The following is a 26,068-nucleotide window of genomic DNA, read 5'->3' on the forward strand; positions in this document are numbered from 1 at the left end:
TATCATCAGCAGCGTGGTGGAACAAGGAGCGCTCTGGAAGAAAATAGAAGTTCAAAACCTTTGATTTTATTGGAACAGGAGAGACAACAGGGACTGTGCGATTTCCCTGTGGAAATGGACTTTTCAACTCCTAAGCGGTTGTTCAATCCTCACTATTTACAATTTCATTTGATATACGCGCCAATAGCTCAGCTGGATAGAGCGTCCCCCTCCTAAGGGGAAGGCCGGGGGTTCGAATCCCTTTTGGCGCGCCAGATAATAACGCCGAAAGCCTTTGTTTTCAAGGGTTTTCGGCTTTTTTATTGAGCAGTAAAAGAAAAAATAATCAAGCTTCGCTTGGAGAGGTTTTTCTCTTTTATTGCTGCAAGGGAATCATGGTTCGGGTGTTTCGTATCGCTTATATTATACAGTAAATTCAGTGGTTTTGTACAGTAGCTAAATATTTAGGTGATTAACGGCGTTAAATACGGTTGGTGTCGGATGACCTTTAATTGCCCGAATTGTTCTTCTCGTACATGGCGATAGCAAACTCAAGCATCTGTTTTCCGGCTGAATCAGAAGCCACTTCCTCAAGCTTTTTTGCAAAATCTTCATCTGCCAGAGAGATTGTCGCTTTGGATTCAGAATCCGATTTGCCGGAGCGACTAAGAAACTTTCCAATCGCTTTCGCTGTATCAATTCTTACGCTGTCCTCCGGCGTTTCGTAATAGTCCTGTATCGTGCTCAACTGACGATGGGCGGTATCCTTAGCCAAGCTCACATAGTCATGCTTGTTATAATCAAGTTTTTTTGTGATTGAGAAATGCCTTAGGCTATACAGGTCTACTTTTGGAAGTCCTAAAGGCTCATAGAGTGAACGGAACATATCATCGGCGTATTGTGAACTGATATGCGTACCATCCTCGTGAGCAAATATCAAATCATCATCAATGTAGCTGTCTCCTGCAAGCTGCTTATGCTGATTCTGAACAAGCCTGTAATCACGGAGCATGAAAATGACTTCCGGCGCTATATAGATTCTGTCCGTCTTTGCTTCGATTTCCTTTTCCGTCTTGGTAACATGAAAGACCGCACGTCTTTTTGCATCCGGTCGAGTGCTACGAACTTGGTCGAATACTTTGAGAATCCCCCGACCATTTGTTTCTTTAATAAATTTCTCAGTGCGGTAAGTCAACTCCTTGTAGTTACGAATATAGGACGGTTCATGCTTGTCCTCGTTATCGTATACATCAGACCATGTTAAGGCAAGACATTCTCCAATACGGCTGCTCAATGCCACCATAAGGCTGATTAGAAGCTTGAGCTGTGGATCGGAACAGTTATCATACGCAAAATTAAACTGTTCTTCTGTCCACACCTCACGCCTGCTTGACTTCGGCTGCTTTACAGTCACACCCAACATGGGGTTTTCTGTGATAAGCTCCAAATCATCCGTAGCGTACTTAAATGCTCGGCTGATGATTTTCTTGCAATCATAAACAGTACGCTGTGATACCCTTGCCCCATTTGCCTTATGATTCCCGTTGGCTTGCGGTAATTGAAGCATATCCTTGAAGCCCTGTCTCATATCGACACGGGTTATTTTCCATATAGGGAATGAACCAAACACGGGAACAATGTAATTACGAATCTTACCGATATTCGCTCTGTAAGTGCCCTCGTCCCATCCATATCTGTCTCCGATGGTATGTAAATACTTAGTATGTTCGGCATAGGCGTACAAGAGTTGTTCAACGGTTTCTATCTCCGTTTTATCAACTTTTGAAGCTACTGTTGTGCCCTTGGCAGCCTTATGCTCCTTTTCTCGGAGCAGAAGATAGGATAAGAACTGATTCTTCGCACGTTCGTTGTTCACAGTCTCGGTGGTCTGGTGTTCCTTGCCTTCGGAATCAAGATACCCATAGCGGATGCGCCAGTTGTCATTGGTAGCGTTAATCTTGGTGGGTTCGCTATGCCACAAATACTCAGCTATGTCTTTCTTCTTAGGTTTTCTGCCCATAACATCCGTTAGAACTCGTTCGGATGATTGTTATACCAATCTTCAAAACTGTTCTTGTCGATACGAAGATATTTCCCCACCATGAATACACGAAAATCATTGTTTTTCTGATGCTTTTTGATAAAGTTGCGGACACTTTCCTCTCCGACACCATAGATGTTCATAATGTCCTGCACAGAGTAGTTGCGACACTCCATGATAGACTGGGTTACTCCTGCCATAGTATTCATCTCCTTTGTTATTACTGGTTAATGCGGCTTTGCAACACAGTATAACGTTAATGTTATATTGTGTTATATTCTTATATTACTCCTGAGTAGTGCCGTTGTCAATACGGTTGAAGCAAAATAGTTACGTTAATAGCGTTTTTCATTCGAATGCGAATGGTTAATCTTGATTTCCGGCTCAAACGATGGTATTATCTGAAGTGTATTGTTGGGGCAACACAGTTGGGAGGAAAACAAATGGGTTTGTGGGATAAATTTCGAAGCGATAAAAAGTCTGGAAGGTATCTGGGAACAGGAACAAAAATTCGAAGAATCCGTTCGCAGAAAGATACAACTGTTGTTGAATTGGCAAACGCTTTAGGGGTAAATGAAGCCGCTATAAGGAATTATGAAATTGGATATAGACAAGCGTCCCGAGATAAATTAGAACTGATTGCCCAAAGGCTCGGTGTGCCAGTAGAAACACTCATTGACCGCCAGATCGACAGCTATAACGATGCCATACACATTTTGTTTGAACTGTCCGAGAAATATGACCTTGTGCCAATCGAACTTCCGCAAGAGCCTAAATACGCTATCCAGACAAAGGATGAGACAATTCTTCAAGCGTTACAAGCATGGTACAACGAAAGGCGCAAATGGGAGAACGGGGATATCACACAAGCCGAACTGCAAGAATGGACGGACACATTCCCTTTACAGTGCGAAGAAAACGAACCTCCGGCAGAAAAAGTGGAATCCCGTTATACAGACTTTGAACGCATTCTGGGGTTGAAATCCTCGTTAGAGCAGTTTGATATGATTGTGAATGACAATGTAGAACTGATTGAGGATTGCATTGCTCATAAGGACTATAAAACAGCTCGGGAGCATTTGAGAACGCTTAAAGCCACCGTCCACACGCTGTCACAGGTGGATATCAAACGATACGGAAAATAAGAAAATCACAGGCGATTCCTATTGCACTACGCAAAGGAGCTGCCTGTGATTTTTTGTTATTTGGGTTCGATGGAGCAGCGGTCTAACGAAAACTCCAACAGTATACCAATCAGTTCATTTCGGCTGCGCCCTGTCTGAGCCGATATTTCATCAATGCGCTGCACAACGTCCTCTCTGATACGAACAGAAAAGGTCTTATAACCGTCATCCCCCTTGGGACGTTTCGGATGAATTATCAATTTTTCCTCTTTCATGCTAAATCACCTCTATGTTAGATTTTATGTTTCCATAGATGTGATTTATATGTTATAATTTATGTTATAAATTATATTGGAGGGATTGAAATGAACTCGGACGAATTATATACGCTGAAAAGTATGGTGCTTGATAACTATGAGCAGTACCATGACGGCCTTAGAATACTCTTAGAAAGCGATAAGGGGCTTTTCAAGGCGTTTGGACAGTCTCCCCGTACAAAGTACCTAAAGACGGAGAACTTCTACCTAACGTCAAAAGAACGTCTTACATACATGATGGGATTTATTGATGCCTTAGCTTGGCTGACAAGACAGGGAAAGTTGGTGCCGGATACATTCCCTACAGATATCACAGGATTCACAGACCCGGAGGAAACCCCGGAAGAACGTGCAGAATATTTTGAGCAACGATACAAGGGCTTATCGCCGGAACAGCGTGCCGAACTGGAAGCGTTTGATAAAGAAAACGAAGAACTGTGGCTTGAACAAGTCGAAGAAAGCATTAAAGAGAATAAAGTAATCAATAATCTGATTCTGCGTTTTATTACAGGGGAAGATTTTTGATTTAAGATTACACCGCCAGAAACAGAAAATTGAATTTGCGGAGGTATATATGAGCAGAATTACAACAAAAATCTTAAAAATGATAATTTTTTTAGGAATCTTTGCTTGGTACGTATATAGCCAGTTCCAAAAAGGAGGGGCGATTTTTTCATTAGAAATAATAGGTGCCGGTCTTGGACTTGCCTCTTTAGCCTATATAAGCTTATCGCTTTATGGATTTATATTAGATGTATCAAAGAGGTATCTCCTTGCATTTATAATAACGGTAGCGATAGCGTTGTTTGTAAGTTTTAAAATAGATGGAATTATTGCTTCTATTCCTTGGCTGAGCGAAGATGGATTTGTATTTATCATAATTGTTCTGACAGTTCTCTGTGTGGTTCGGGATGTTAAGACAATACGAACAATATCACAAATTCAAAAAAGCAGTGTAACACAAACAAATTCTACGGACGAGCGTAATACATAAAAAATTCTACAGCCATGAGCAAAACTCCGATTTACTCATAACGACATACAACATATAGCACTATCAAGCTCGATACAGCGGCATATGGTGGTATCAATGTTGCAAAACCTGCGTTTTGCTCATGGCTGAAAATTCTATTCTTGCGAGGTGATTCATTATGAAAGATTACAACTATAATGAAAATAGAGAAGAACAGAGTGCAAGGGAGATTGGCAAGAAATTTGCAGAGTTGGGTTTTGGCACTGTTATGACAGATGAAGAATACGCAAGGTCAGAAAAACGAATTGAAAAGTCAGAAAAAAGATATAAGTTTTTCGGTTCTGTTTTCAGTGAATTGAGGACGATTATTTACACGCCACTTTCCATTGCGTTTCATGCGGTTTCCTATGTCGCAAAAGGAATTGGTTACATTTCTTCTTTCGGACTGATTGCAGGAGTTTACTATCTGTATCAGTCTTTTTGTGCTTTCAAAAGCGGCGTCCCATTTGGAGAAATTGGAGAATTTACAAAGGCAGTAGGCTTCATTGTTTTTCCTTTTATCGCTTATCTGGTAAGCTATGTTTCGGAAAAAATCTACACCTACTTTGAAGAAAATGCGTACTAATACCAAGGTATGCCCGACAAAAGCTCTGCATTAGCTTTTCGAATATGATAAATAACAAGAGCACCTCTGCACTCAATTGAGTATAGAGGTGCTCTTTGCGTTTGCGTCAGCAGTTAAAGTGAAATCAATACGTTGACAGTTTATCGCTGGTAAACCACAAACGCAACCATCATCCCCAAAAGCTGTTGTGTGCTAATCGGCAGCTTTAAACGACTTTATTTTGATACAATTAGTTCGTAAAACTGGAAGTTAGATGACAAAGCTATTTGATAAGCCACCGTTCCCCGTTTGGCATAATACGAATATCACCCGGAAGTCTCTCCAAAATCGCTCCGTCTCGCAGAGAACGCACCAGCGTCTCCTCCCGATAGTCCGGGTCTTCGTACCAAATATTGAAATAAAGGTCATCCCCCTCCCGAAAGTTAAAAGATTCCCTATCATTTATCGCAAAGCTTATTTTCTCAGGCCAAATCATCTCAAATGTCCCGTCATTTGGCTGCCGTGTCAGCGATAATGGAGAGGTATGAAGGATGAGATTATAGCAGTCTTTCACTGTGGACAGAGGCAACCTTGCCACTTCCTGCGTTTTCTCTTGTTGATGTATGAACCGAAGAATATATATCATACTTTCTGCGAAATTCACTACCAGCAGCACAATAGCGCCTTCATCATACACGGGATAGCCAAGATATTGACCGTCCACAGGCGGCACAGGCTCATACACTGTACCGTCCGGATAGTGGATAAGATACAAGCGGTTACTCCGCACATGGTGTCTCTGCCGGAATAGTTCTTCCGCTTCATAGAGATCGCCGTGAATATAGTCCGTTGCCCAGTACCATTCGTCGGTTCCTCCCTGAACAAGCTCCATATTGGTCATGCCATGTATGTCAACGGTCTTCATTAACGCACCTCCCGCTTCACAAATATATACTGCTCAAATACGTCTCGTTCATAGTGCAAGTTAAGCCTGCTCACTCATCAAGGACACATTTCCCCTTTGTACCATCAGCATTCATATAGTATCCATCTATAATGGTGCGATAGCCACCGCCAAAACTCCACTCATTTTTCTCAATGAATGCAATAAATTTATCAATAACTTCATCCATCGAGACGTCTTTTGGAATGGTAATGCAGCCTTGAATTTCAATTTCTTTTGTCATCGGAAGTCCCTCCCGGAATCAGCATCGTCTTATTTCCAAACAATAGAATGATGGCCTGTTAGGATACATTTTATCGGGCGTATTCCAAACATCGGCGTGGTCAATTTCTTTGATATGCTATGTTGAGTATATAAACCCACACCCCTCTGGCTTCGCCTTGACCGCTAATCTTATCAATAGAGTTTTTCCACCTTTGGTAAAGTATAGCACATTATACTTTACTCCGTAAAGTCATGTGCAGGGGATACTCCCCTTCGCCCCCCTCTTGGGGCTTTGCCCCAAACCCCACACTCGCCGTGTGGCAGGGGAATAAGCCATTGCTTTTTCCCCTTTGGGAAGTGTTACACTCCACTCCGTCAAGGTCGGGTAGTATAAACTAAATGTTTAAATATATGCGCAAAAGCCCTAAGATTAGAATATGTACTGGATAAAAGAAATAGTTGAACCATTTATATTGTTTGCCTCTTTCACCATTATAGGTTAGAGTCATGCCAAAACCTATAAATGAGTAAAGTTCTTTTATAATTGATATATATCCCAGGCCAGCACCAAGGAGAGGTTTATCATAGAATATATAAAAGAGATAGGCAACGACTATTGCGTGATAATCATAATCAAGATTTAGCTCCATAGATAGAAACCCAAAAAATGCTACAATCAGGATTGATAAAGCATACCAAGGATATTTATTGCTGATTTTATCTTTAAGAATGTCAATAATCCAAATTGTAATAAGGCATAGCGCTAAGGTAAACATTATATTGTTCCAATATGGAGAGAAACAAGTTTTTGATGTAAACAAATCAAAAGGCACTTCTGATATTACACCAAAAATTAAAAGCATAATCAGATATTTCATTCTGTTGCCAGTTTTGAAGAATCCCTCTACAAGAAAAAAACAAACAGCGGGAATGCAATTCTGCCCAAAATAGAAAATAGATTGGACAAATGTAATAGAAAACCTTGTCCATTTAAATAAGGTGTTATTAAAGCGTTATTAACATGATCTATTAGCATAGATGCAAATGCCAAATACTTCAGTTGTGCTCCATTGAAGATCTGGAGCTTCTTTAATTTTGTCTGGTTGAACCTTGTATCCATAATATCCCCCTCTAATAATTAAATGTTACTTTATCCTCTGTGCAAATCGTCACTGTCGCAAGTAGCCAAAAACTCATATATGCGTATCTCTTTTTCAATCTTACCCTGTTACATCAGCTTCTTATAGCTCTCTGCCATTACCGAAAAACCATTCATCTTTCACCCTCCTGTGTCGCTTATTGTCGAACTTCATGCTCGTTTGCCCTCTGACCTGTGCGTTCTTGACCTTTAACACTTTCCATAAAAGGACAAAGGAGGGATATCTCAAATATCGATTTGTTGGTTTCATTTTATCATATAGCATCATCATCTTACAAGCGTATTTTCTACCATGGTTAGAAAACAGAGATTATTATACACTTGAGGAATCGTCCTTTGGCATCAGTTCCAGAATCTTTTTATACCAGAGTTTTTCCTCTCCGTTCTCTCGCAACGCAAACTGACAAAACAGTGTCATTAACTCAAAATATTTTGTTTGGAGTTCTCCCCAATCCTTATTAGAAGAAAATCGAACAGCATTTGTGTTATAAGCAATTTGATTGACATTGTTTCCAATGCGGTTCACTTCGTAAATCAACTGCTTTGCCTGGTCTCTATCCATGTGCCACTGCTTACCCGTCAACGATTCTGCAAGAATCAGTTTTCTTAAATATTCCGATTTCGATAAGCCGTACTCAAAAGCATTTTTTGTGAGCATAGCATTTTCCTCTGGAAGCAAAGTAAAACGGAATTGCTCTGTGCGAACTCTATCTTTTTCAGCCATTTATTACTTCTCCTTTCAAAACTTCCTCACCGTGAGGAAATTACAAAATTGTTCGTCAGTGGTTTTAGTTTTGTTGTGCCGTCTGTGGGACAGTCATTTTGCCGTTTTGCAAAATGGTACAGGTGGGGGTATTAGGGGGCGTTGCCCCAGTGCAACGGCTAACAAGTGGGAAAATGACACGAGTGGGTACATTTCCCCTATGCTTGCTATTGCAAGTATAGGGAGAATAATGGACAACGAGTGGGTACAATTTCCCCATGCTTGCTATATGCAAGTATGAGGGAATGGGTACATTTTCCCCCTGCTTGCTAATAATGTGTTGCTATGGATTTTCGGGGTCGAGAATTGTATCAAGCTGCGATTTCCACGCCATAATATTTTCGATTTCTTTTTCAAAAACATAGGATTCTTTTTGACGTTTTCGCTCCAAAAATTTGCCCCAATAATAATCAATTTCTTTCTGCAACTCATTGATATACTCTTGCAGTTCGTCCCGTTCCTCAGCGGAGTATTCTTCGGCATCGGCTGTCATTTCCGCCATTTCTTTTTTATTGCTTTCAAGTTCATCCATCAAATCAATATAATCGTCCAAATCCCCCCACAGCAGCAAAAATTTCAGAAATGTATCATCCGAAAACATGGCAAACCAACAACGCTGATACCACTGTTCCGCATACATCCGTTCATCACTTCCGTTGGAATATGTTCCGTCTACCAAATCCCCGATGAAGTTCTCCAACAGCTCTGAAATTGTCAACCCACCCTCGCCGGATTTTTCGGCAAGGCGTTTCACATCTGCATTGGAAAGATTCACTGTTATGGTTCTTGGTTTTATGGTTTCAATCTCAATTTTTTGTGAACTGTAATCTCTCATTTCGTCTCCTTTGCTTATAAAATAGATTGATTTAAGCTGAGGACAACGGCAACTACGGGTGCGCCGTTGTTTCCGTTAGGATAAGCGGTAGAATTTTGCCGTTGTCCTCAGAAATCCGACTACGGGTAATTTTTCTTCATCGTCCTATGAAAAACAACGGTGCTGGCGTAGTACCCGTAGTTACTTGACTTCGATATAGTCAAGGGTTATCCATTTTTTCTTGTTATGGAATGCGCTCACATAAGAAACCCCATAGATCTCTCTCAGCGAATCTTGCGCTGCTTTCAAGCTCTTTGAGAACACAGCAGCACTGTAACTAACAAGAATCGGCTCTCGTGCCTGTAAGTTTGTCAGCAGCTCTGTTGCCGTCCCCTCCCAATGGTGTGCTTCCTCTGCTTTGACGAAATTAACGATAGCGTGTAAGAACCGCTCCTTTTCATTGACAACAGATTCGTCACGGGTGAGCTTGTTCCAACGGCAGGATTCTTTGTCAAATTCAAGGGCAAATTCAAAGGCTTCGGTATCACGGTTGGAAATGGTGAGATTGGCTCTGGTGTCGGTGCGCTTGCTCTTTGTCAGCACCCAGTTCCCGTCTGTTCCTCCTGCCATGCCCTCGCTGCCGGAAATCTTGCTGATATCATCATCGTGCTTGCCTTTGTTGGTGTGCGTGAGCGCAAGGATGGTAAGGTCAAACTCCATGCTTATCTGGCGCAGGATGTTGGTAAACTCCACGTCCCCGGCATAGATGTTTTTTACAAACTCATTCCCTCTGATATGTTGGAGCGTGTCAATGACCACCAGTTTGATATTGGGATGCTGCGTTAAGTAATCACGGATATCTTCCTCAACGCCGGAAGTGATGCTGTTTGCCTTTAAAACGAAATGGATGTTCTCCATACCCTCATAGGCTTCAAGCATCTCAAAACGGCTCTGTAAGCGTGTTACGGTATCTTCCAGACCGAGATACAAGACCTCGGACTGTATGGCTTGATAGCCCCAGATTTGCCCTCCACTGGCAACAGCGTAGGATATCTGCTCGGCAAGCCACGATTTACCCACTTTAGCACCTCCGGCGAGGATAAAGAAACCGTGCGGTAAAATGGTACTGATGGTGTAATGAAGCGGCGGCAAGTCCATTTCCATCAAGTCTTTTCCATTGATGGATTCAAAGCGGCTCTCCTTTATTTTTTCTTTTATCGCTTCTTCGGTTCTCATATTTGTAGTCGATTCATTCATTGCGAATACTCCTTTGCGTACTATTGTATTTTGAGATTCGCCATGCTATAATGTGGTATATTGTATTTCATAGCATGGTCTGAGCTTCTGTGTATTTGCCTATACAGAAGCTTTTTTCATGTAAAAAGAAAACCACAACTTCGATAAACGAAATTGTGGTTTAGTGAGTGATATTTTGTAGAGACATCAAGCTATTTGTACAGTTGCGTTTTTAAGTATAAGCCGTGATAACCAGTTTTAATCGGCTTGATGTCTCTATAATCGTCACGGAGAAAATACAGAAACCGGGCACTAACGTCACGAATCCGTTACAAAACGGATAACCCGGAAGCCTCGATTTGCCTCCTAAGCGGAAGGCCAGCGGTTCGAATCCGCTCAGGAACGTTATACAAAAAGTCGAAAACCTGTAAATTCAAGGTTTTCGGCTTTTTGTTATTTGAAAATGTAGTTTGCCAAACATGAAGAATAAGACGTGAACAGGAGCTGTCCCGAATGCTAATTTCCATTCTTATATAGCTGTAATTTCTGATTCAACTGCTCGGTATCTTTTTTCAATGCTACGTGCATGGCGAACCACATGGCGGCCAGGCCGCCTTCCAGAAACAAAAGGAGTACTATGGCCGCCCATCCGGGAATTCCGGAGAACCAGTCAAAGGCCAGGGTTCCACCGATAAATCCAGTATTACATACCAGACTCCACAATACAGTCCGGCGGACCATAGCGGAGCCCTCCCAGATGCCTTCTTCAGGGAAAATCCAGGTTTCCAACAGTGCAATTGCAAAACAGACAAGCATCATTTCCAACAGGGTCGGAATTGTGATGGACCGTTCTCCCATAAGCCACTTTACGAAACCATTCGTTGCGATCAGTGCCAGCGTATAGATGGCCATATGAAATTTCATTTTGATTCCCCAGGTATAAAATCTAATAAATTCATTCATAAGTGTTCCTTCCTTTCTTCTTTTCTTTACAATCCCAGGCGCTCTCTGAGAAGCGGGGCATAGTGGCGGGAGACCAGCAGCTTTTCCCCTGTTTCCAGCACGGCTTCAATTCTCCCGGCAGGCATACTTTTCAAGCTGCGTATATGGTGCAGATTGACAACCGCGGATTTGCTGATGCGGCAGCAGCCGGTCTCTCCGTAACGGCCTTCCACTTCTGCCAGGCTCAGTGCGGTCTGGTATACCGTGCTGGCCGCGTAAACAAAGGTGCGTTCGTCCACGCTCTCACAATAGACCATCTCATCCGGCGTCAGAAGGGTTACCTCACGTTCATCATTCCACACGCATAAGCGCTGGAGCCCAGAGCGCAGCAGGGACAGAATATGGAGCATCTCCTGATCCAGTTCGGGGCAGCGAAGTATCACCTCATTTTCCGTAACCGATACGTGTTCAACGGTAATTTTCATACTCTCATTACCTCCTTTACAAGTTGAGCATAACAGAAGAAAGACTGCCCGGCAAGGGCAGTCACGGCAACAGGATATTATGAGGGGGTAAGCTGCAGATAATTTGGATTTCATGCTTGACCTGACCTCCCATCATATGTTATTGTTTTAATAACAGTAACTATTTTTATAATCATATGAAAAAGGAGGTCTCAATGGAATTTATCACCAATATGTCTCTTGTCGAATGGATTATTATGTTCGTGGTATTTGCCGTAATTGGAGCTGCCTACTGGCTGATTGACGACTCGCGCAAGCGGGGCATGTTTGTGGGCGGAAAAGCCTGTGGTGGATGTCCCCACTATTGTCAAATGAACCGTAACTGTGACGGAACACCAAAGTCCTCTCCTGATGTGGGGAAGGATATGGAGGAGACGTAAAATCTGTTATCGTTCTATCACCTTATTCTCCGCCCGCCACTCCCGCGGCGAGATTCCGTAAGTCTTTTTAAATGCTCTTGAGAAATGCAGTTGGCTGGGATAGCCAACTGCATTGCTGATATCCCCAATCATTAAATCAGTCAATTTTAACAGTTCGGCGGCTTTTGTCATACGGTAGCTGATTAGAAATTCCTGTGGGCTTTTGCCGACGGCGTCCCGGAATATTTTGCCGAAATAGCTGCGGTTTAAGTTGCAGAAGGCGGCGATGTCCTCCACGGAGATATCGTTCTGAAAATTCTGCTCGATGAAGGACGTGGCCTCCCGGATATAGAAGTCCTGGAGTTTGCCGCTCTGGAGCCGCTTGCAGGAGGCGCAGGAGCGGGTTAAATAGTCGAGAAACAGATACAGATGCCCAATCAGATGAAATGGAGACTGCTCCGGATGCTGGGCGATATAGAGCATCTCGTTTTTCAATTCCAGACTTAAGTCTCTGGCGGAGGAGTGGTAGACCGGATTGTCCACAGTCAGGCCTGCCAGCTCCAGCGCTTCTTTTACTCTCAGCCCATCAAATTCCACCCAGGTGTATTCCCATGGATGCTCTTTGTCGGCGCAGTAGGTGTTGACCTGCTTCGGATATATCATAAAGCCTTCTCCACTTTTAATCTGATAGGTGTTGGTGATTCCCTTGGAATCGGTTGACTGGAGCATACCGGTGCCGGAGATGACATAGTGAAACAGATAGTGGTTGCGCACGAAAGGACCATAAGAATGCAGCGGCTCGCAGTGCTCCCATCCATATTGATATAACCCCAAATCCACAAAATGTTCATTCGGAAAGATTGAAAATAACACGTTATCCATATGCCGGTATCCCCCTCATTTTTATTATTAATCCCATTATATACCCAAATGCTACCTGATATCAACTCACAGAGAGAAAAATAGCATTTGGGTATAAATCTGCCAAAATCTAAATATATACGCAAGCATAAGTGCATGTTATTATTAGATTAACAACAAAGTTCCTTTAAAACGAACGGACGGAATAGATATTATGCAACATGGCAACCAGAAAGGACAGGGGGTATATTATGATAAGAACAAAAAGGAAGGGATTGGCACTGGGACTGGCGGCGTTGATGACCGCGATGATGCTTGGCGGCTGTCAGGGAAATGGAGAGTCGGGCGGCAAGGTGAAGCTGTCCTTTCAAATCTGGGATACGGCCCAGCGAAATGGTATGGAAGCGGTAGCCAACGCCTACATGGAGAAACATCCCGATGTGGAAATCAATGTGCAGGTCACAAGCTGGGATGAGTACTGGACGAAACTGGATGCGGCCGCGGAATCCAACCAGCTGCCGGACATTTTCTGGATGCATACCAATCAGATTTTAAAATATGCGGATTACGGAATGCTGGCGGATGTGACAGATTTGTATGACGACGTGGATAAGGATTACTACACAAAGCATTTTTCAGAGATTTCACTGGGAAATGCAAAAGGCAGTGACGGCAGACTCTACGGGGTGCCAAAGGATAAAGATTCCGTATGTCTGGTCTATAACCGGGAGATGTTTGACGCGGCGGGTGTGGCGTATCCGGATGAAACCTGGACCTGGGACGATTTGACGGCCGCCTCCGCTAAAATCTATGAGAACACAGGCAAGTACGGGTTCATGGCATACGCGGACGAACAGCTGGGCTACTGGAACTTTGTATACCAGGCCGGCGGTTACATATTAAATGAAGATAAAACAAAAGCGGGATTCATGGATGAGGGAACAAGAAAAGGAATGGAGTTTTATGTAAACCTGCAAAAAGAGCCATGGTGTCCGGACCAGAATTATTTTGCGGAGACCAATCCCGGCACGGCTTTTGCCTCCGAACAGGGAGCCATGTACCTGGAGGGTAACTGGAACCTGATGTCCATGATGGAGAACAACAAGGACGTTGTAGGAAAATGGGATGTGGCGGTACTGCCAAAATGTCCGGACCCGGTTCGGGGAGACGGGCGGGCTTCCATCTCCAACGGTCTGTGCTACGCGACCGGCGCCAGGGGCAAAAAACTGGAGTATGCAAAGGACTTTTTAAAGTTTGCCGGCTCCGAGGAAGGACAGCGGGTTCAGGGGCTGTCAGGAGCGGCGATTCCGGCTTATATCGGTTTGGAGGATACCTGGATTCATGCCTTTGACAAATTCGATTACGTGCTGGATGTACAGAAATGTGTGGATATGCTGGAATACGGTGTTCAGAGTGTCAACAATGCGTCGCGTCCCAACTGGAAGACCCAGATCAATGATGCCCTGCTCAAGATTTACAGTGGGCAGCAGAGTCTGGACGAAGGATTGGCGGCGATGCAGAAGCTGGTTGATGAGGCGAAACAGCCATAAAGGAGTGGAGGTAACGTATGGGAAAGGGAAAGAAGAAATTTTGGACTGAGGATGCAAAATGGGGTTATCTGCTGATAGCTCCCACCATTATCGGACTTATTGTTTTAAATGTGTATCCGTTTATTGAGACGCTGGTGTTGAGCTTTTCCACCACCCATCCTTTTGGATACTTTGAGCTGAGCGGATTTGGCAATTATACCCAGATGTTCGGAAGCAGTGAATTCTGGAAAGCTACATGGAACTCCATTTACTTCTGTATTCTGACCGTGCCTCTGGGGATGTTCTTCGCACTCCTTACAGCCGTGCTGTTAAATGCAAAGATTAAGGGGAAATCGGTGTTCCGTGCCATTTACTTCCTGCCTATGGTTGTGGCCCCGGCGGCGATTGCCATGGTATGGAAATGGATTTTCAACGCGGAGTACGGCATTATCAACCAGATGATCGGTGTGAAGATAAACTGGCTGACCAACCCGAAGCTGGTGCTGCTAGCCTGTGCAGTGACAGCCATCTGGAGCGCGGTGGGATACGATGCGATTTTGCTGCTGTCCGGAATTCAGAATATTTCCAAAAGCTATTATGAGGCGGCAAGTCTGGACGGTGCTTCCAAAATCCAGCAGTTTTTCAAGATTACGCTGCCGATGGTTTCTCCCACGCTGTTCGTGGTATTGATTATGAGACTGATGGCTTCCATCAAGGTGTACGATTTGATTTACATGATGGTAGACCAAACCAACCCGGCGCTGACCAGCGCACAGTCACTGATGTATCTGTTCTACCGGGAATCCTTTGTGGCCGGCAACAGAGGTTATGCGTCCGCCATTGTTGTATGGACCGTGCTTCTGATTGGCATTATCACGGCAATTCAGTTCTGGGGACAGAAAAAGTGGGTTAACTACGAAGTATAAGGAGGAATTCAAATGAAGTCATTACAAGCAAGCCGCAATACAAACCGGATTCTGGTCTATGCAGTGCTGGGCGCCGGCGCAATCCTGATGATATTTCCATTCCTCTGGATGCTGCTGACCAGCTTTAAATCTGCGGGAGAGAGCGTACAGATACCGCCTACCATCCTGCCAAAGCATTGGCTGACCGATAACTACGGCCGGGCGCTGGAGGCCCTGCCATTTGTCAAGCTGTATCTTAATACGACACTGCTGATTCTGTTCCGTGTGCTCTGTGCGGTGGCATTTTCCTCCGCGGCGGGATTTGCATTTGCAAAGCTGAACTTCAAGGGCAAGGGACTGCTGTTCTCCCTGGTGATTGTGCAGATGATGCTGCCATCCCAGATATTTATCATTCCGCAGTATCAGATGCTGGCAAAATTTGGTCTGACCAACAGTCTCTTTGCACTGGTATTTCCGGGTATCGTCAGCGCGTTTGGTACCTTCTTCCTGCGCCAGGCATACATGGGAATTCCCGATGAGTTGGGGGAAGCAGCCTACCTGGATGGATGTACTAAATGGCAGACCTTCACAAAGGTGATGATGCCATTGACGAAGGCATCCATGGCGGCGCTGACCATCTTCACGGCAGTATTCGCATATGCCGATTTGATGTGGCCGCTGATTGCCAACACCGATTTGAATAAAATGACGCTGTCCGCAGGTCTGTCCACATTAAGAGGACAGTTTACCACCAACTACCCGATACTGATGGCAGGCTCCATGCTGGCGATGATTCCCATGGTGATTCTGTACATGGTATTCCAGAAACAATTTATAGAAGGAATTGCAATGACCGGAGGAAAATAAAAAATAGATATAAGAAAATCCGCGGGGGGAGATTCCCCGGCGGATTTTCAGGGACATTAGGAAGGAGACATCACATGGCAATCAACTATCAGGAAAAAGAACGCACATTCACAATCAATACGAACCGTACCAGTTATCAGATGAAGATAGACAGGTATGGGTTTCTGCTGCATTTATATTACGGAGCAAAGGTGAAGGGCAGTATGGAGTATCTGTTGACCTACGCGGACCGGGGCTTTTCAGGTAATCCCTATGATGCGGGAACGGACAGGACTTACTCGATGGATGCACTGCCCCAGGAATACCCGGTACAGGGGACGGGAGATTACCGCACCCCCTGTCTGGTGGTGGAAAATGCAGATGGCTCATATAGCTGTGACCTTCGCTATAAAAGTCATGAAATCAGCCGGGGAAAATACGGTCTGCCAGGGCTTCCGGCTATGTATGCGGGAGAGGATGAAGCCGAGACGCTGGCTGTCACGTTAGAAGACCGGGCTTCCGGCCTGACGGTTACATTGTTATATGGTGTATTTCCACAGCAGGACATCATTACCCGTGCGGTGAAAGTGGAACATCACGGCAATGCGGAAGTGACATTAAAGAAAGTGCAGAGCGCCTGTCTTGACTTCCTTCACGGTGATTATGACATGATTCAGTTTTATGGCCGTCATGCCATGGAGCGGAATTTTCAGCGGACGCCTGTGGCGCACGGTACCCAGGTGATTGGAAGCCGCAGAGGGACGTCAAGCCATCAGTACAACCCGTTTTTGATCCTGGCGGAGCGGGGCGCTTCGGAGGATGCCGGAGGCTGTTATGGCCTGTCTTTTGTATACAGTGGGGAGTTTAAGGCAGAGGTGGAGCAGGACCAGTACGAGCAGGTCCGGGTGACCATGGGGCTCCAGGATGAGCGGTTCAGCTACGGACTGAAGCCTGGAGATATCTTTTACGGGCCGGAAATCGTCCTAAGCTTCAGCGAGGATGGTCTTGGCAGTCTGTCACGGAATTATCACCATGGATTCCGGAATCATCTGTGCCGTGGTAAATACAGGAATATTCCAAGACCGGTACTGCTCAACAACTGGGAAGCGACCTATTTTGATTTCACCGGAGAGAAGATTCTGGAGATTGCAAAGCAGGCGTCGGAGCTGGGCGTGGAGATGCTGGTGCTGGACGACGGATGGTTTGGCAAACGTGACACGGATGATTCCGGTCTGGGAGACTGGGTGGTCAACGAGAAAAAACTTGGAAAACCCCTGGCAAAGCTGGTGGAGGAAGTAAATGAACTCGGCATGAAATTCGGTATCTGGGTGGAGCCGGAGATGGTGTCTGAAGACAGCGATCTTTACCGGGCCCATCCGGACTGGGCGCTGGCCATTCCCGGACGTCAGCCGGTGAGAAGCCGGAACCAGCTGGTTCTCGATTTCTCCAGGCCGGAGGTGGTAGATTACATCTTTGAGCAGCTTTGCATGGTACTTGACAAAACGAATATTGAATATTTAAAATGGGATATGAACAGGAGTATTTCTGATGTGTATTCGGCAATCTGGCAGGACCAGGGAGAAGTGCGCTACCGGTATGTGCTGGGGTTGTACGATTTCCTGGAACGTCTGGTGACGCGGTATCCCGATATGCTGATAGAGGGGTGCAGTGGCGGGGGCGGCCGGTTTGACGCCGGGATGCTTTATTACACACCCCAGATATGGTGCAGCGACAATACGGACGCCATTGACCGGCTGAGGATTCAGTATGGGACCTCCTTCGGATATCCGGTGTCGGCGGTGGGTTCCCATGTGTCGGCAGTGCCGAATCATCAGACCGGCCGGTACACGCCCATGAAGACAAGAGGCGTGGTGGCCATGGCGGGCAGTTTTGGCTATGAGCTGGATTTGAATAAGATTACGGAGGAAGAGAAAACCTGCGTCCGGGAGCAGATTCAGGAGTATCATAAGTACTGGAATCTGATTCACAACGGGGAGTATTACCGCCTGACCAGTCCCTTTGAGGATGAGGTGGCAGCCTGGCTGTTTGTGGCGGAGAATCAGGATGAGGCGCTGTTAAATATGGTGAAGCTGGAGGCCCACGGCAATCCGGTGACCAGCTATGTCAGGCTGAAAGGTCTTGATAAAAAGGCCATGTACCGAGATGAGGAGACGGGCCGGATTTATCCGGGAGCAGGGCTTATCTGTGGAGGAATTCCGGTGCCGGCTTCCGAGGGAGAATACCAGGCATGGCAGATGCACCTGGTGAAAATCCGGTAGCAGAGCGGACCGGAGGTTGCAGGATATGGAAGGTATGGGGAGAAGCGATGACAAAGAATGAGCAGTTATGGAAATGCCGTCTGGAGCGGCATCTGGATGAACTGAAATGGCTTTACATGGAATTGTACGATAACCAGCAGATGTTTGATGAGCTCTGTGCCCAGATGAAACAGTTTTACCAGGAGCGGAAACCGTCTCTCAAGCGTCTGGATGGGGATAGAGAGCAGAATCCCGGGTGGTACCGTGACACGGGAATTCTGGGCATGATGATGTACACGGAGCAATTTGCCGGTAATTTGAAGGGGGTACAGAAGCATCTTGATTATCTGAAACGGTGCAATGTTAACTATCTTCACCTGATGCCGCTTCTGGAGTCACCTGCCGGGCGTTCCGATGGCGGGTATGCGGTATCGGATTTCCGGAGTGTCCAGCCGGAACTTGGAACCATGGAGGACTTAGAAAAGCTGGCGGCAGAGTGCCATCGCCAGGGAATCAGCCTCTGTCTTGATTTTGTGATGAACCACACATCGGAGGACCATGAGTGGGCGAAGCGGGCGAGAAACGGCGAGCAGGAGTACCGGGACAGATATTTCTTCTATGATGATTACACGGTGCCTGTCATGTATGAAAAGACGGTACCACAGGTATTTCCAACCACGGCGCCTGGGAATTTCACCTGGCTGCAGGATGCCGGTAAATTTGTGATGACCACGTTTTACCCCTACCAGTGGGATTTGAATTATCACAATCCGGCGGTGTTTAACGAGATGATGTACAACTTCCTGTATCTGGCCAATCGGGGTATCGATGTGATTCGGATTGACGCGGTGCCATATATCTGGAAAGAACTGGGGACGGACTGCCGGAATCTTCCGAAGGTCCACACCATCGTGCGCATGATGCGGATGATTAGTGAGATTGTGTGTCCTGGTATTGTCCTGTTGGGCGAGGTGGTGATGGAGCCGGAGAAGGTGGCGCCCTATTTTGGTACGGTGGAAAAACCGGAATGTCATATGCTTTACAATGTGACGACCATGGCCACGATCTGGAATTCGGTGGCGACCCGGGATGTGCGGCTTTTGAAACGGCAGATGGAGATTATCAGCGGTCTGCCGGACAGCTATACCTACTTAAATTATCTCCGCTGCCATGATGACATTGGCTGGGGACTTGATTATCCGCTGCTGGCTCAGTGGGGGATGAAACAGGTGCCTCACAAGAAATTCCTGAATGACTTTTTCACAGGGAAACTGCCGGACAGCTTTAGCAGAGGAGAACTTTATAACGAGGACCTGGTGACAGGAGACGCCCGCTTGTGTGGAACGACAGCCTCACTGTGCGGCATTGAGAAAGCTGGTTTTGAGAACAACCAGGAAGGGATGCAGCGGGCCATTCGTCTGGATATGATGCTGCATGCATTCTTACTGTTTCTGTCAGGGATTCCCATGCTTTACAGCGGGGATGAAATTGGCCAGGTCAATGATTACAGCTACAAACAGGATGCGGTGAAAGCGCCGGATTCCCGGTTCCTGCACCGTGGGAAATTCCACTGGGAGCTGGTGGGAGAAATTGATAACCCAGGGACCGTGCAGGCGGAACTGTTTGAGAAATTAAACTGCCTGGAGTCTGTGAGGCGGAAGGAGCCATTGTTTCATGCATCGGTTCCCTTCCATCCGGCAGATACCTGGGACGACTCCCTGCTCTGTTTGGTGCGAAGAGATGGGGATGATAAACTGATAGGTCTGTTTAACTTCAGTGAGTTTGAAAAACAGGTGGATTTTTTAGAGAATGCGGGTGGGGTTCAGGATATTGTGGAAGGAACCGCCGTAAATGGACATGTGATACTGGAAGCCTTTGGTTTCCGATGGTTAAAAACAGGAGTCTGCTGCGAGTGATGCAGCAGGCTCCTGTTTTCAGGATTCAATCTTAAAGTTATTCTTGCCATTGTTTTTCACTGTGTAGAGGCTTTCATCAGCTCTCTGATACAAAGTAGTAAAATCATCCTCATTCCGCCTTATGGCGATACCGATGCTGATGGTGGAGAGAGGAACCTTGGCCTCTGCCATCCGCGCATCCAGGTGTTTGAAGAACTCCCGGCATTTCTCCTCCATCCAGGATTCTCCCTGATAGGAGATGCAGGCGATAAATTCATCACCGCCCAGCCGGCCCACGATTCCGTGGCGGCTAAAGACCTCTTTCAATGCGGCGGCCGTCTGGATTAATACTTGGTCTCCGGTGTAATGGCCATAGTTGTCATTGATACTCTTAAAATCATCCAAATCGGTAATTAACAGCGCCAGAGATTCTTTCTTGTCCTCCAGCATTTCCGTTATCTTCCGCTTCATGGTGATGTTGTTGTAAATATCCGTCAGCCCGTCTATCCGGCTCTTTTCCACAAGCCGTTCTTTTTCCAGCTTTTCTGCATGGATGTTCTGCATGCGTCCGATGGCGGAGACTGCTTTTTTGCCGTCCATAACAATTTTTATCACAATGCGGAACCATTCCGGTTCTGCTCCGGGGAACTTCAACTGCAGTTCCATATCCAGGTCTTTTTTCTGCTCCAACAGCGCCATAAGAGCCGGCAGAGAGACATCTGAATCAGTATTCTGGTGATACTGGGAGTAATGTTCGATGTACCCGCTGGTCTCAAAAATCCGGATACCTTCCTGCGAAAGCTCCAGGCAGTCCTTTTCATAATCATAGGTAAAGGTCACTTCTTTTAAGATGTCCGACAGGTACCGATAACGGGTGTTTTCCAGTTCCAGCTGTTTCTTCATCTTCAGCTGGCTGCGGTAATGGCTGGACAGCAGAAGGATGAGGCAGATGGCGATGAAAAGCACGCCCCCAATAAAGGTCATGGGATTGTCTTTCACAAAGGTCTGGAAGGTTACTTCCAGGTTTTGCTGGGCGTTGTTGTAAATATAATATTCCAGCTCGTTGGCGTCCACCGTGTTGATTCCCTTGTTGAGGATGGCGGATAACAATTTATTATCCTTGCTCAGTATTCCAAGGCAGTATTTAATGCTGTTTTCCGTGGGCAGTGGATAAATAATGGTGTGGCTGTGCCTGTTTTTCCTCTGATAAAAGGAAGCTGCATAGCTGTTGACATAGGTGTAATCACATTCACCCTGCTCTACCGCATTGAGACTTTCTTCTATGGAATCATAATATGAGACATATTCTGATTTCTCATAGTTCTTTTTCTCGCCTTTATAGACGGCAAGCCGCCGGCTGCTTAAGTCGGAAGCGCTGACGCCATCCCGTGTGACAAGTACCACCTCTGTCTCCAGATAAGGAATGCTTAAGAGGACATCCTCCTGCAAAGCCGTATTATAATCGTAGGGAACGGAAAGGACCAAATCCGCTTCATTTCGCAGCACACCGCCCTCGAATTCTGCATAGGTGTCCGAATAAATATATTCCAGATTCCATCCTGCCTTATCGGCGATGCCGTTTAATAAATCTTTGGCAACACCACGGACTTCCCCGTTTTCATCATAGTACTGAAGAGGGCCGAAGCCGTCATGAACCAGAACTTTCAGAGTCGGGTTCTCCTGGATATAGGCCTTCTCCTGGCTGTTTAAGATGAGCTGGCTGCTGGTTCTGGAGAAATATTTGTTGTATAAGTTGGCCTGAAGCATGGGGTTGATTTCACTTATGTAGGTGATGGCCTGGTTTAACTCGCTGATAATCTCCGTTTTTCCTTTTGTGACGGCGAAGAAAAAAGGGCTTGGAGAGTATTTGGCAATGGGCCGGAATTCATTTCCCAGGGATAAATCCTTATCAATCAGCGCGTCAGCTTCCCCGGATAACACCTTCTCATAGAGTTCGTCCCCATCCTCGCACCAGACGATTTCATAATCGATGCCATTTAATTTCGTATATTGAAAAAACTTTTCATTGCTATTCTTTGCCTGTTTTAACAGGGCGACACGAAGACCTTTGTAATCAGAGAGATTATATTCATCGATGCGGTCTTCATCGTTGCGCACCGCAATCACATAGTAGGCGTTACCATAATTTTCACTGGGAAAATCATAAATCTCAGCAAGCTGCTCACTGTATCCGATGGTTCCCAGTATATCAAGTTCCCCATTCTCCAGCATGGATAACATCTCAGTCAGCTGTTCGTCGAGAGTGCCTTCCAGCTCCACAAATTCATAAGTCCAGCCCGTGTACTGCGCGACCTCTAACAAATAATCGTAGGTGTAGCCGGAGTAGTCCCCATTTTCATTGCGCATGGTTAACCCCTCCTGTGCTGGGAATCCCACGCGAATCGGCTGCTGCTCCTGGGCAAAGGCGGCGGATGTATGAAGGAGGAGCATACATGATATGACTGCTAATATGGCGATATACTGTTTTATTCTCTGTTTCATATCCGGCTCCTTTTTATAGTTCTCATTATATATTATGATATTATACCATAAACCTCATAATGAAATATATAGTAATAATTCTTTTTCTTAAAAATAACCAGTAATTACCAGTGCCCAAACGGTTGATATTTCCCGCACTTTTTAGTATCTTTATAAGTGCTGACATAATGACTAGATGAACGACTAGATGAAAGGAGACTGTATTAATGGGAAAACGTGTACCGTGTACTCCATTTGGGAAAAAAGTAAAGATTGAGATGGTAAACCAGGGAATGGCCCAGTGCGAACTGGCCAAGAGATTGAATCTGGCGAACTCTACGATCAGTGATATACTTTATGGTAGAAACCAGTGTGAGAGAACCAAAAGACGGATTGAGGAAGAGCTGGGCCTCGATTAATATAGGAAGAGAGCATTGTCCAAAAAGGTGATTTGGGCAGTGCTTTTTTTGTTTTCAAACTCTGTTAAACATTAAGAAAAATGTGTTTGCATAAATGCACAAAAAAAAGTATTATTTAAATAGAATCTTGTTAAGAATATGTATTGATATTTTTTTAACGAACTGTTAAAATACAATTGTTAAATAAATATCAATCTTTTAGATATCAATGTTACAAGGCACAATATCAAAATTCTTTCAGGAGGTTCCGTTATGGCAAAGAACACAGAAACAACTGTACCAGAAATCATTGACAGCGTGGAAGCATTACAGGCCAAGATGAAAGCGATGCGCAAGGCACAGGAGGTGTTTGCTACCTACACACAGGAGCAGGTAGACAAAATCTTCTATGAGGCGGCCAAGGCAGCCAACCAGCAGCGTATCCCACTGGCTAAAATGGCAGTAGAAGAGACCGGCATGGGCGTGGTAGAAGACAAGGTAATCAAGAACAACTACGCGGCAGAGTACATATACAACGCTTACAGGTACACGAAGACCTGTGGGGTCATTGAGGAAGACAAGGCGTACGGAACGAAGAAAATTGCTGAGCCAATCGGTCTGATTGCGGCGGTAATTCCGACCACCAACCCGACCTCAACCGCTATTTTCAAAACCCTGATTGCACTGAAGACAAGAAATGCCATCATCATTTCCCCACATCCCCGTGCAAAGAACTGTACTATCGCGGCGGCGAAGATTGTGCTGGATGCGGCGGTGAAGGCAGGCGCACCGGAGGGAATCATCAGCTGGATTGATGTGCCGAGTCTGGAGCTTACCAACGAGGTTATGAGAAACTCCGACACCATTCTGGCAACAGGCGGCCCAGGTATGGTGAATGCGGCTTACTCTTCCGGAAAACCGGCCTTAGGCGTTGGCGCCGGTAACACACCGGTTATCATCGATGAGACGGCTGACATCAAGATGGCAGTCAGCTCCATTATCCATTCTAAGACCTTTGACAATGGTATGATTTGTGCTTCCGAGCAGTCCGTGACGGTGATGGAGCCAATCTACAAAGAGGTAAAGAAAGAATTTGAGGTTCGCGGCTGCTATTTCTTAAAGAAAGATGAGATTGAGAAAGTTCGCAAGACCATCTTAATCAACGGCGCGTTAAATGCAAAAATTGTTGGACAGTCGGCTTATAAGATTGCGAAGCTGGCTGGCGTGGAAGTACCGGAGGATACCAAGATCATTATTGGTGAGGTAGAATCTGTCGATATTTCGGAAGAATTTGCACATGAGAAGCTGTCTCCGGTTCTGGCTATGTACAAAGCCAAGACCTTCGATGAGGCGCTTGCAAAGGCAGAGAGACTGGTTGCAGACGGCGGCTACGGCCACACCGCTTCCCTCTATATCGATGAAAGAGAGAGCGAGAAGATGGCAAAGCATGCGGCTGCCATGAAGACCTGCCGTATCGTTATCAACACTCCTTCCTCCCACGGTGGAATCGGTGATTTATACAACTTTAAAATGACTCCTTCCCTGACGCTTGGCTGTGGTTCCTGGGGCGGCAACTCCGTATCGGAGAACGTAGGCGTGAAACATCTGTTGAACATCAAGACGGTTGCTGAGAGGAGAGAGAATATGCTTTGGTTCAGAGCGCCTGAGAAGGTTTACTTTAAGAAAGGCTGTATGCCGGTTGCACTTAGTGAGTTAAAGGATGTATTGGGCAAGAAGAGAGCATTTATCGTAACAGACTCCTTCTTATACATGAATGGTTATACCAAGCCGATTACCGATAAATTAAATGAGATGGGAATTGTATATCAGTGCTTCTCCGATGTACAGCCAGACCCGACACTGGCCAATGCCCAGGCAGGCGCCAAAGCCATGGCAGCATTCCAGCCGGATGTAATCATCGCGCTGGGCGGCGGTTCCGCTATGGATGCCGGCAAGATTATGTGGGTAATGTATGAGCATCCGGAAGTAGATTTCCAGGATATGGCCATGCGCTTTATCGATATCAGAAAACGTGTATACACCTTCCCGAAAATGGGCGAGAAAGCTTATTTCGTAGCGATCCCGACTTCCTCCGGTACCGGTTCTGAGGTGACTTCCTTCGCGGTTATCACTGATCAGGAGACTGGTGTGAAATATCCGCTGGCTGACTACGAGCTGATGCCGAACATGTCCATCGTGGATGTTGACAATATGATGAGCCAGCCAAAGGGTCTGACAAGTGCGTCAGGAGTCGATGTATTGACCCATGCACTGGAGGCTTACGCATCTGTTATGGCTTCCGACTATACGGATGGTCTGGCATTGAAGGCTATGAAGAATGTATTTGAATATCTGCCGAGAGCTTATGAGGATGGAACTGATGTGGAGGCGAGAAGCAAGATGGCGGATGCTTCCTGCATGGCAGGTATGGCATTTAACAACGCCTTCCTGGGTGTATGCCACTCCATGGCACATAAGCTGGGCGCCTTCCACCACATTCCTCACGGTGTTGCTAATGCCCTGTTAATCTCCCTGGTTGTGGATTACAATGCGGCGGAGTGCCCGAGAAAGATGGGTACCTTCTCCCAGTACCAGTATCCTCACACCATGGCAAGATATGCCGAGTGCGCGCGCTTCGTGGGTATTCAGGCAAAGGATGATGCCGAGGCCGTGAAGAAGCTGATTGACAAGATTGAAGAGCTGAAAGCCGCTGTGGGAATCAAGAAGACGATTGCGGAATACGGCGTAGATGAGAAATATTTCTTAGAGACTCTGGACGCTATGGTTGAGCAGGCATTTGATGACCAGTGTACAGGAGCAAACCCGAGATATCCGTTGATGAGCGAGTTGAAGGATATGTACTTAAGAGCTTACTATGGCAAATAAATATAA

The 26,068-nt window shown here is 45.7% G+C and carries 24 protein-coding genes, 1 tRNA gene and 1 pseudogene; 13 read left to right on the forward strand and 13 right to left on the reverse strand.

Annotated elements, in window-relative coordinates; translation table 11 throughout:
• Positions 1-177 precede the first annotated feature (177 nt).
• Positions 178-254, forward strand: a tRNA-Arg gene (locus HMPREF9473_RS00675).
• A 233-nt stretch (positions 255-487) separates the two neighbouring features.
• Here the strand turns inward: HMPREF9473_RS00675 and HMPREF9473_RS00680 are convergent.
• Both HMPREF9473_RS00680 and HMPREF9473_RS00685 read right to left on the reverse strand, forming a co-directional pair.
• The gene (locus tag HMPREF9473_RS00680) at positions 488-1,999 is read right to left on the reverse strand and encodes a tyrosine-type recombinase/integrase (RefSeq protein ID WP_006773345.1); all 1,512 of its coding nucleotides are present in this window, start codon (positions 1,997-1,999) and stop codon (positions 488-490) included.
• A gap of 8 nt (positions 2,000-2,007) precedes the next feature.
• A complete protein-coding gene (locus HMPREF9473_RS00685; protein WP_006778124.1) occupies positions 2,008-2,220 on the reverse strand; it encodes a helix-turn-helix domain-containing protein in 213 nt (70 codons plus the stop codon).
• A gap of 243 nt (positions 2,221-2,463) precedes the next feature.
• Between HMPREF9473_RS00685 and HMPREF9473_RS00690 the strand changes: the two genes are divergently transcribed.
• Complete coding sequence (locus HMPREF9473_RS00690) at positions 2,464-3,165, forward strand: helix-turn-helix domain-containing protein (RefSeq protein WP_006778125.1); 702 nt, start codon at positions 2,464-2,466, stop codon at positions 3,163-3,165.
• Between the two features lie 56 nt (positions 3,166-3,221).
• Here HMPREF9473_RS00690 and HMPREF9473_RS00695 read toward each other — a convergent pair whose 3' ends face one another.
• A complete protein-coding gene (locus HMPREF9473_RS00695; RefSeq protein ID WP_006773348.1) occupies positions 3,222-3,419 on the reverse strand; it encodes a ribbon-helix-helix protein, CopG family in 198 nt (65 codons plus the stop codon).
• Positions 3,420-3,509: 90 nt separating this feature from the next.
• On the opposite strand from HMPREF9473_RS00695, the gene HMPREF9473_RS00700 reads away from it, so the two are divergent.
• From HMPREF9473_RS00700 to HMPREF9473_RS00710, 3 genes are all read left to right on the forward strand, one after another.
• On the forward strand, positions 3,510-3,986 hold the full coding sequence (locus tag HMPREF9473_RS00700; protein WP_006773349.1) for a hypothetical protein: 477 nt from the start codon (positions 3,510-3,512) through the stop codon (positions 3,984-3,986).
• A 49-nt stretch (positions 3,987-4,035) separates the two neighbouring features.
• The gene (locus HMPREF9473_RS00705; RefSeq protein WP_006773350.1) at positions 4,036-4,455 is read left to right on the forward strand and encodes a hypothetical protein; all 420 of its coding nucleotides are present in this window, start codon (positions 4,036-4,038) and stop codon (positions 4,453-4,455) included.
• A gap of 157 nt (positions 4,456-4,612) precedes the next feature.
• Entirely contained in the window at positions 4,613-5,059 is a 447-nt protein-coding gene (locus HMPREF9473_RS00710; RefSeq protein ID WP_006776313.1) for a hypothetical protein, read from the forward strand.
• Between the two features lie 262 nt (positions 5,060-5,321).
• Here HMPREF9473_RS00710 and HMPREF9473_RS00715 read toward each other — a convergent pair whose 3' ends face one another.
• From HMPREF9473_RS00715 to HMPREF9473_RS00750, 8 genes and pseudogenes are all read right to left on the reverse strand, one after another.
• Positions 5,322-5,963 (reverse strand): hypothetical protein, encoded by a 642-nt coding sequence (locus HMPREF9473_RS00715; RefSeq protein ID WP_006776314.1) that lies wholly within the window; start codon positions 5,961-5,963, stop codon positions 5,322-5,324.
• 70 nt (positions 5,964-6,033) lie between these two features.
• Positions 6,034-6,225: a hypothetical protein gene (locus HMPREF9473_RS00720; protein WP_006776315.1), complete on the reverse strand. Its 192-nt coding sequence runs from the start codon at positions 6,223-6,225 to the stop codon at positions 6,034-6,036.
• A gap of 376 nt (positions 6,226-6,601) precedes the next feature.
• Positions 6,602-7,326 (reverse strand): annotated as a pseudogene (locus HMPREF9473_RS00725) (TraX family protein).
• Positions 7,327-7,678: 352 nt separating this feature from the next.
• Positions 7,679-8,089, reverse strand: coding sequence for a plasmid mobilization protein (locus HMPREF9473_RS00730; RefSeq protein WP_006776318.1), 411 nt, complete (start codon positions 8,087-8,089; stop codon positions 7,679-7,681).
• Positions 8,090-8,411: 322 nt separating this feature from the next.
• A complete protein-coding gene (locus HMPREF9473_RS00735; protein WP_006776319.1) occupies positions 8,412-8,963 on the reverse strand; it encodes a hypothetical protein in 552 nt (183 codons plus the stop codon).
• Positions 8,964-9,143: 180 nt separating this feature from the next.
• A complete protein-coding gene (locus tag HMPREF9473_RS00740) occupies positions 9,144-10,199 on the reverse strand; it encodes an AAA family ATPase (RefSeq protein ID WP_006776320.1) in 1,056 nt (351 codons plus the stop codon).
• A 495-nt stretch (positions 10,200-10,694) separates the two neighbouring features.
• Positions 10,695-11,141, reverse strand: a complete 447-nt coding sequence (locus tag HMPREF9473_RS00745; protein ID WP_006778127.1) for a DUF3021 family protein — start codon at positions 11,139-11,141, stop codon at positions 10,695-10,697.
• A gap of 26 nt (positions 11,142-11,167) precedes the next feature.
• A complete protein-coding gene (locus HMPREF9473_RS00750) occupies positions 11,168-11,605 on the reverse strand; it encodes a LytTR family DNA-binding domain-containing protein (RefSeq protein ID WP_006778128.1) in 438 nt (145 codons plus the stop codon).
• Positions 11,606-11,799: 194 nt separating this feature from the next.
• Between HMPREF9473_RS00750 and HMPREF9473_RS00755 the strand changes: the two genes are divergently transcribed.
• Positions 11,800-12,024 (forward strand): hypothetical protein, encoded by a 225-nt coding sequence (locus HMPREF9473_RS00755; protein ID WP_006778129.1) that lies wholly within the window; start codon positions 11,800-11,802, stop codon positions 12,022-12,024.
• A gap of 6 nt (positions 12,025-12,030) precedes the next feature.
• On the opposite strand, the gene HMPREF9473_RS00760 is transcribed toward HMPREF9473_RS00755, so the two are convergent.
• On the reverse strand, positions 12,031-12,885 hold the full coding sequence (locus HMPREF9473_RS00760; RefSeq protein ID WP_006778130.1) for an AraC family transcriptional regulator: 855 nt from the start codon (positions 12,883-12,885) through the stop codon (positions 12,031-12,033).
• A 230-nt stretch (positions 12,886-13,115) separates the two neighbouring features.
• Between HMPREF9473_RS00760 and HMPREF9473_RS00765 the strand changes: the two genes are divergently transcribed.
• From HMPREF9473_RS00765 to HMPREF9473_RS00785, 5 genes are all read left to right on the forward strand, one after another.
• Entirely contained in the window at positions 13,116-14,414 is a 1,299-nt protein-coding gene (locus tag HMPREF9473_RS00765) for an ABC transporter substrate-binding protein (protein WP_006778131.1), read from the forward strand.
• A 17-nt stretch (positions 14,415-14,431) separates the two neighbouring features.
• Positions 14,432-15,319: a carbohydrate ABC transporter permease gene (locus HMPREF9473_RS00770; RefSeq protein WP_006778132.1), complete on the forward strand. Its 888-nt coding sequence runs from the start codon at positions 14,432-14,434 to the stop codon at positions 15,317-15,319.
• Positions 15,320-15,331: 12 nt separating this feature from the next.
• Positions 15,332-16,165, forward strand: a complete 834-nt coding sequence (locus tag HMPREF9473_RS00775) for a carbohydrate ABC transporter permease (protein WP_006778133.1) — start codon at positions 15,332-15,334, stop codon at positions 16,163-16,165.
• Positions 16,166-16,239: 74 nt separating this feature from the next.
• Positions 16,240-18,423: an alpha-galactosidase gene (locus HMPREF9473_RS00780; protein ID WP_006778134.1), complete on the forward strand. Its 2,184-nt coding sequence runs from the start codon at positions 16,240-16,242 to the stop codon at positions 18,421-18,423.
• A gap of 47 nt (positions 18,424-18,470) precedes the next feature.
• On the forward strand, positions 18,471-20,318 hold the full coding sequence (locus HMPREF9473_RS00785; protein WP_006778135.1) for an alpha-amylase family protein: 1,848 nt from the start codon (positions 18,471-18,473) through the stop codon (positions 20,316-20,318).
• Positions 20,319-20,336: 18 nt separating this feature from the next.
• On the opposite strand, the gene HMPREF9473_RS00790 is transcribed toward HMPREF9473_RS00785, so the two are convergent.
• Positions 20,337-22,799, reverse strand: coding sequence for a GGDEF domain-containing protein (locus HMPREF9473_RS00790; protein ID WP_006778136.1), 2,463 nt, complete (start codon positions 22,797-22,799; stop codon positions 20,337-20,339).
• A gap of 206 nt (positions 22,800-23,005) precedes the next feature.
• Between HMPREF9473_RS00790 and HMPREF9473_RS00795 the strand changes: the two genes are divergently transcribed.
• Together HMPREF9473_RS00795 and adhE are read left to right on the forward strand one after the other, a co-directional pair.
• Entirely contained in the window at positions 23,006-23,197 is a 192-nt protein-coding gene (locus HMPREF9473_RS00795) for a helix-turn-helix domain-containing protein (RefSeq protein WP_006778137.1), read from the forward strand.
• A gap of 252 nt (positions 23,198-23,449) precedes the next feature.
• Positions 23,450-26,062, forward strand: coding sequence for a bifunctional acetaldehyde-CoA/alcohol dehydrogenase (gene adhE / locus HMPREF9473_RS00800; RefSeq protein WP_006778138.1), 2,613 nt, complete (start codon positions 23,450-23,452; stop codon positions 26,060-26,062).
• The last annotated feature ends 6 nt before the right edge of the window (positions 26,063-26,068 follow it).

The organism is Hungatella hathewayi WAL-18680 (assembly GCF_000235505.1).
Lineage (GTDB): Bacteria > Bacillota > Clostridia > Lachnospirales > Lachnospiraceae > Hungatella_A > Hungatella_A hathewayi_A.

Excerpts from the sequence above, each read along its gene's own strand:
- HMPREF9473_RS00680 (WP_006773345.1), bottom strand. The coding sequence starts at position 1,999 with ATGGGCAGAAAACCTAAGAAGAAAGACATAGCTGAGTATTTGTGGCAT.
- HMPREF9473_RS00710 (WP_006776313.1), top strand. The coding sequence starts at position 4,613 with ATGAAAGATTACAACTATAATGAAAATAGAGAAGAACAGAGTGCAAGG.
- HMPREF9473_RS00735 (WP_006776319.1), bottom strand. The coding sequence starts at position 8,963 with ATGAGAGATTACAGTTCACAAAAAATTGAGATTGAAACCATAAAACCA.
- HMPREF9473_RS00765 (WP_006778131.1), top strand. The coding sequence starts at position 13,116 with ATGATAAGAACAAAAAGGAAGGGATTGGCACTGGGACTGGCGGCGTTG.
- HMPREF9473_RS00745 (WP_006778127.1), bottom strand. The coding sequence starts at position 11,141 with ATGAATGAATTTATTAGATTTTATACCTGGGGAATCAAAATGAAATTT.
- HMPREF9473_RS00695 (WP_006773348.1), bottom strand. The coding sequence starts at position 3,419 with ATGAAAGAGGAAAAATTGATAATTCATCCGAAACGTCCCAAGGGGGAT.
- HMPREF9473_RS00715 (WP_006776314.1), bottom strand. The coding sequence starts at position 5,963 with ATGAAGACCGTTGACATACATGGCATGACCAATATGGAGCTTGTTCAG.
- HMPREF9473_RS00685 (WP_006778124.1), bottom strand. The coding sequence starts at position 2,220 with ATGGCAGGAGTAACCCAGTCTATCATGGAGTGTCGCAACTACTCTGTG.
- HMPREF9473_RS00760 (WP_006778130.1), bottom strand. The coding sequence starts at position 12,885 with ATGGATAACGTGTTATTTTCAATCTTTCCGAATGAACATTTTGTGGAT.
- HMPREF9473_RS00775 (WP_006778133.1), top strand. The coding sequence starts at position 15,332 with ATGAAGTCATTACAAGCAAGCCGCAATACAAACCGGATTCTGGTCTAT.
- HMPREF9473_RS00795 (WP_006778137.1), top strand. The coding sequence starts at position 23,006 with ATGGGAAAACGTGTACCGTGTACTCCATTTGGGAAAAAAGTAAAGATT.
- HMPREF9473_RS00740 (WP_006776320.1), bottom strand. The coding sequence starts at position 10,199 with ATGAATGAATCGACTACAAATATGAGAACCGAAGAAGCGATAAAAGAA.
- HMPREF9473_RS00785 (WP_006778135.1), top strand. The coding sequence starts at position 18,471 with ATGACAAAGAATGAGCAGTTATGGAAATGCCGTCTGGAGCGGCATCTG.
- HMPREF9473_RS00755 (WP_006778129.1), top strand. The coding sequence starts at position 11,800 with ATGGAATTTATCACCAATATGTCTCTTGTCGAATGGATTATTATGTTC.
- HMPREF9473_RS00690 (WP_006778125.1), top strand. The coding sequence starts at position 2,464 with ATGGGTTTGTGGGATAAATTTCGAAGCGATAAAAAGTCTGGAAGGTAT.
- adhE (WP_006778138.1), top strand. The coding sequence starts at position 23,450 with ATGGCAAAGAACACAGAAACAACTGTACCAGAAATCATTGACAGCGTG.
- HMPREF9473_RS00705 (WP_006773350.1), top strand. The coding sequence starts at position 4,036 with ATGAGCAGAATTACAACAAAAATCTTAAAAATGATAATTTTTTTAGGA.
- HMPREF9473_RS00790 (WP_006778136.1), bottom strand. The coding sequence starts at position 22,799 with ATGAAACAGAGAATAAAACAGTATATCGCCATATTAGCAGTCATATCA.
- HMPREF9473_RS00780 (WP_006778134.1), top strand. The coding sequence starts at position 16,240 with ATGGCAATCAACTATCAGGAAAAAGAACGCACATTCACAATCAATACG.
- HMPREF9473_RS00730 (WP_006776318.1), bottom strand. The coding sequence starts at position 8,089 with ATGGCTGAAAAAGATAGAGTTCGCACAGAGCAATTCCGTTTTACTTTG.
- HMPREF9473_RS00750 (WP_006778128.1), bottom strand. The coding sequence starts at position 11,605 with ATGAAAATTACCGTTGAACACGTATCGGTTACGGAAAATGAGGTGATA.
- HMPREF9473_RS00720 (WP_006776315.1), bottom strand. The coding sequence starts at position 6,225 with ATGACAAAAGAAATTGAAATTCAAGGCTGCATTACCATTCCAAAAGAC.
- HMPREF9473_RS00770 (WP_006778132.1), top strand. The coding sequence starts at position 14,432 with ATGGGAAAGGGAAAGAAGAAATTTTGGACTGAGGATGCAAAATGGGGT.
- HMPREF9473_RS00700 (WP_006773349.1), top strand. The coding sequence starts at position 3,510 with ATGAACTCGGACGAATTATATACGCTGAAAAGTATGGTGCTTGATAAC.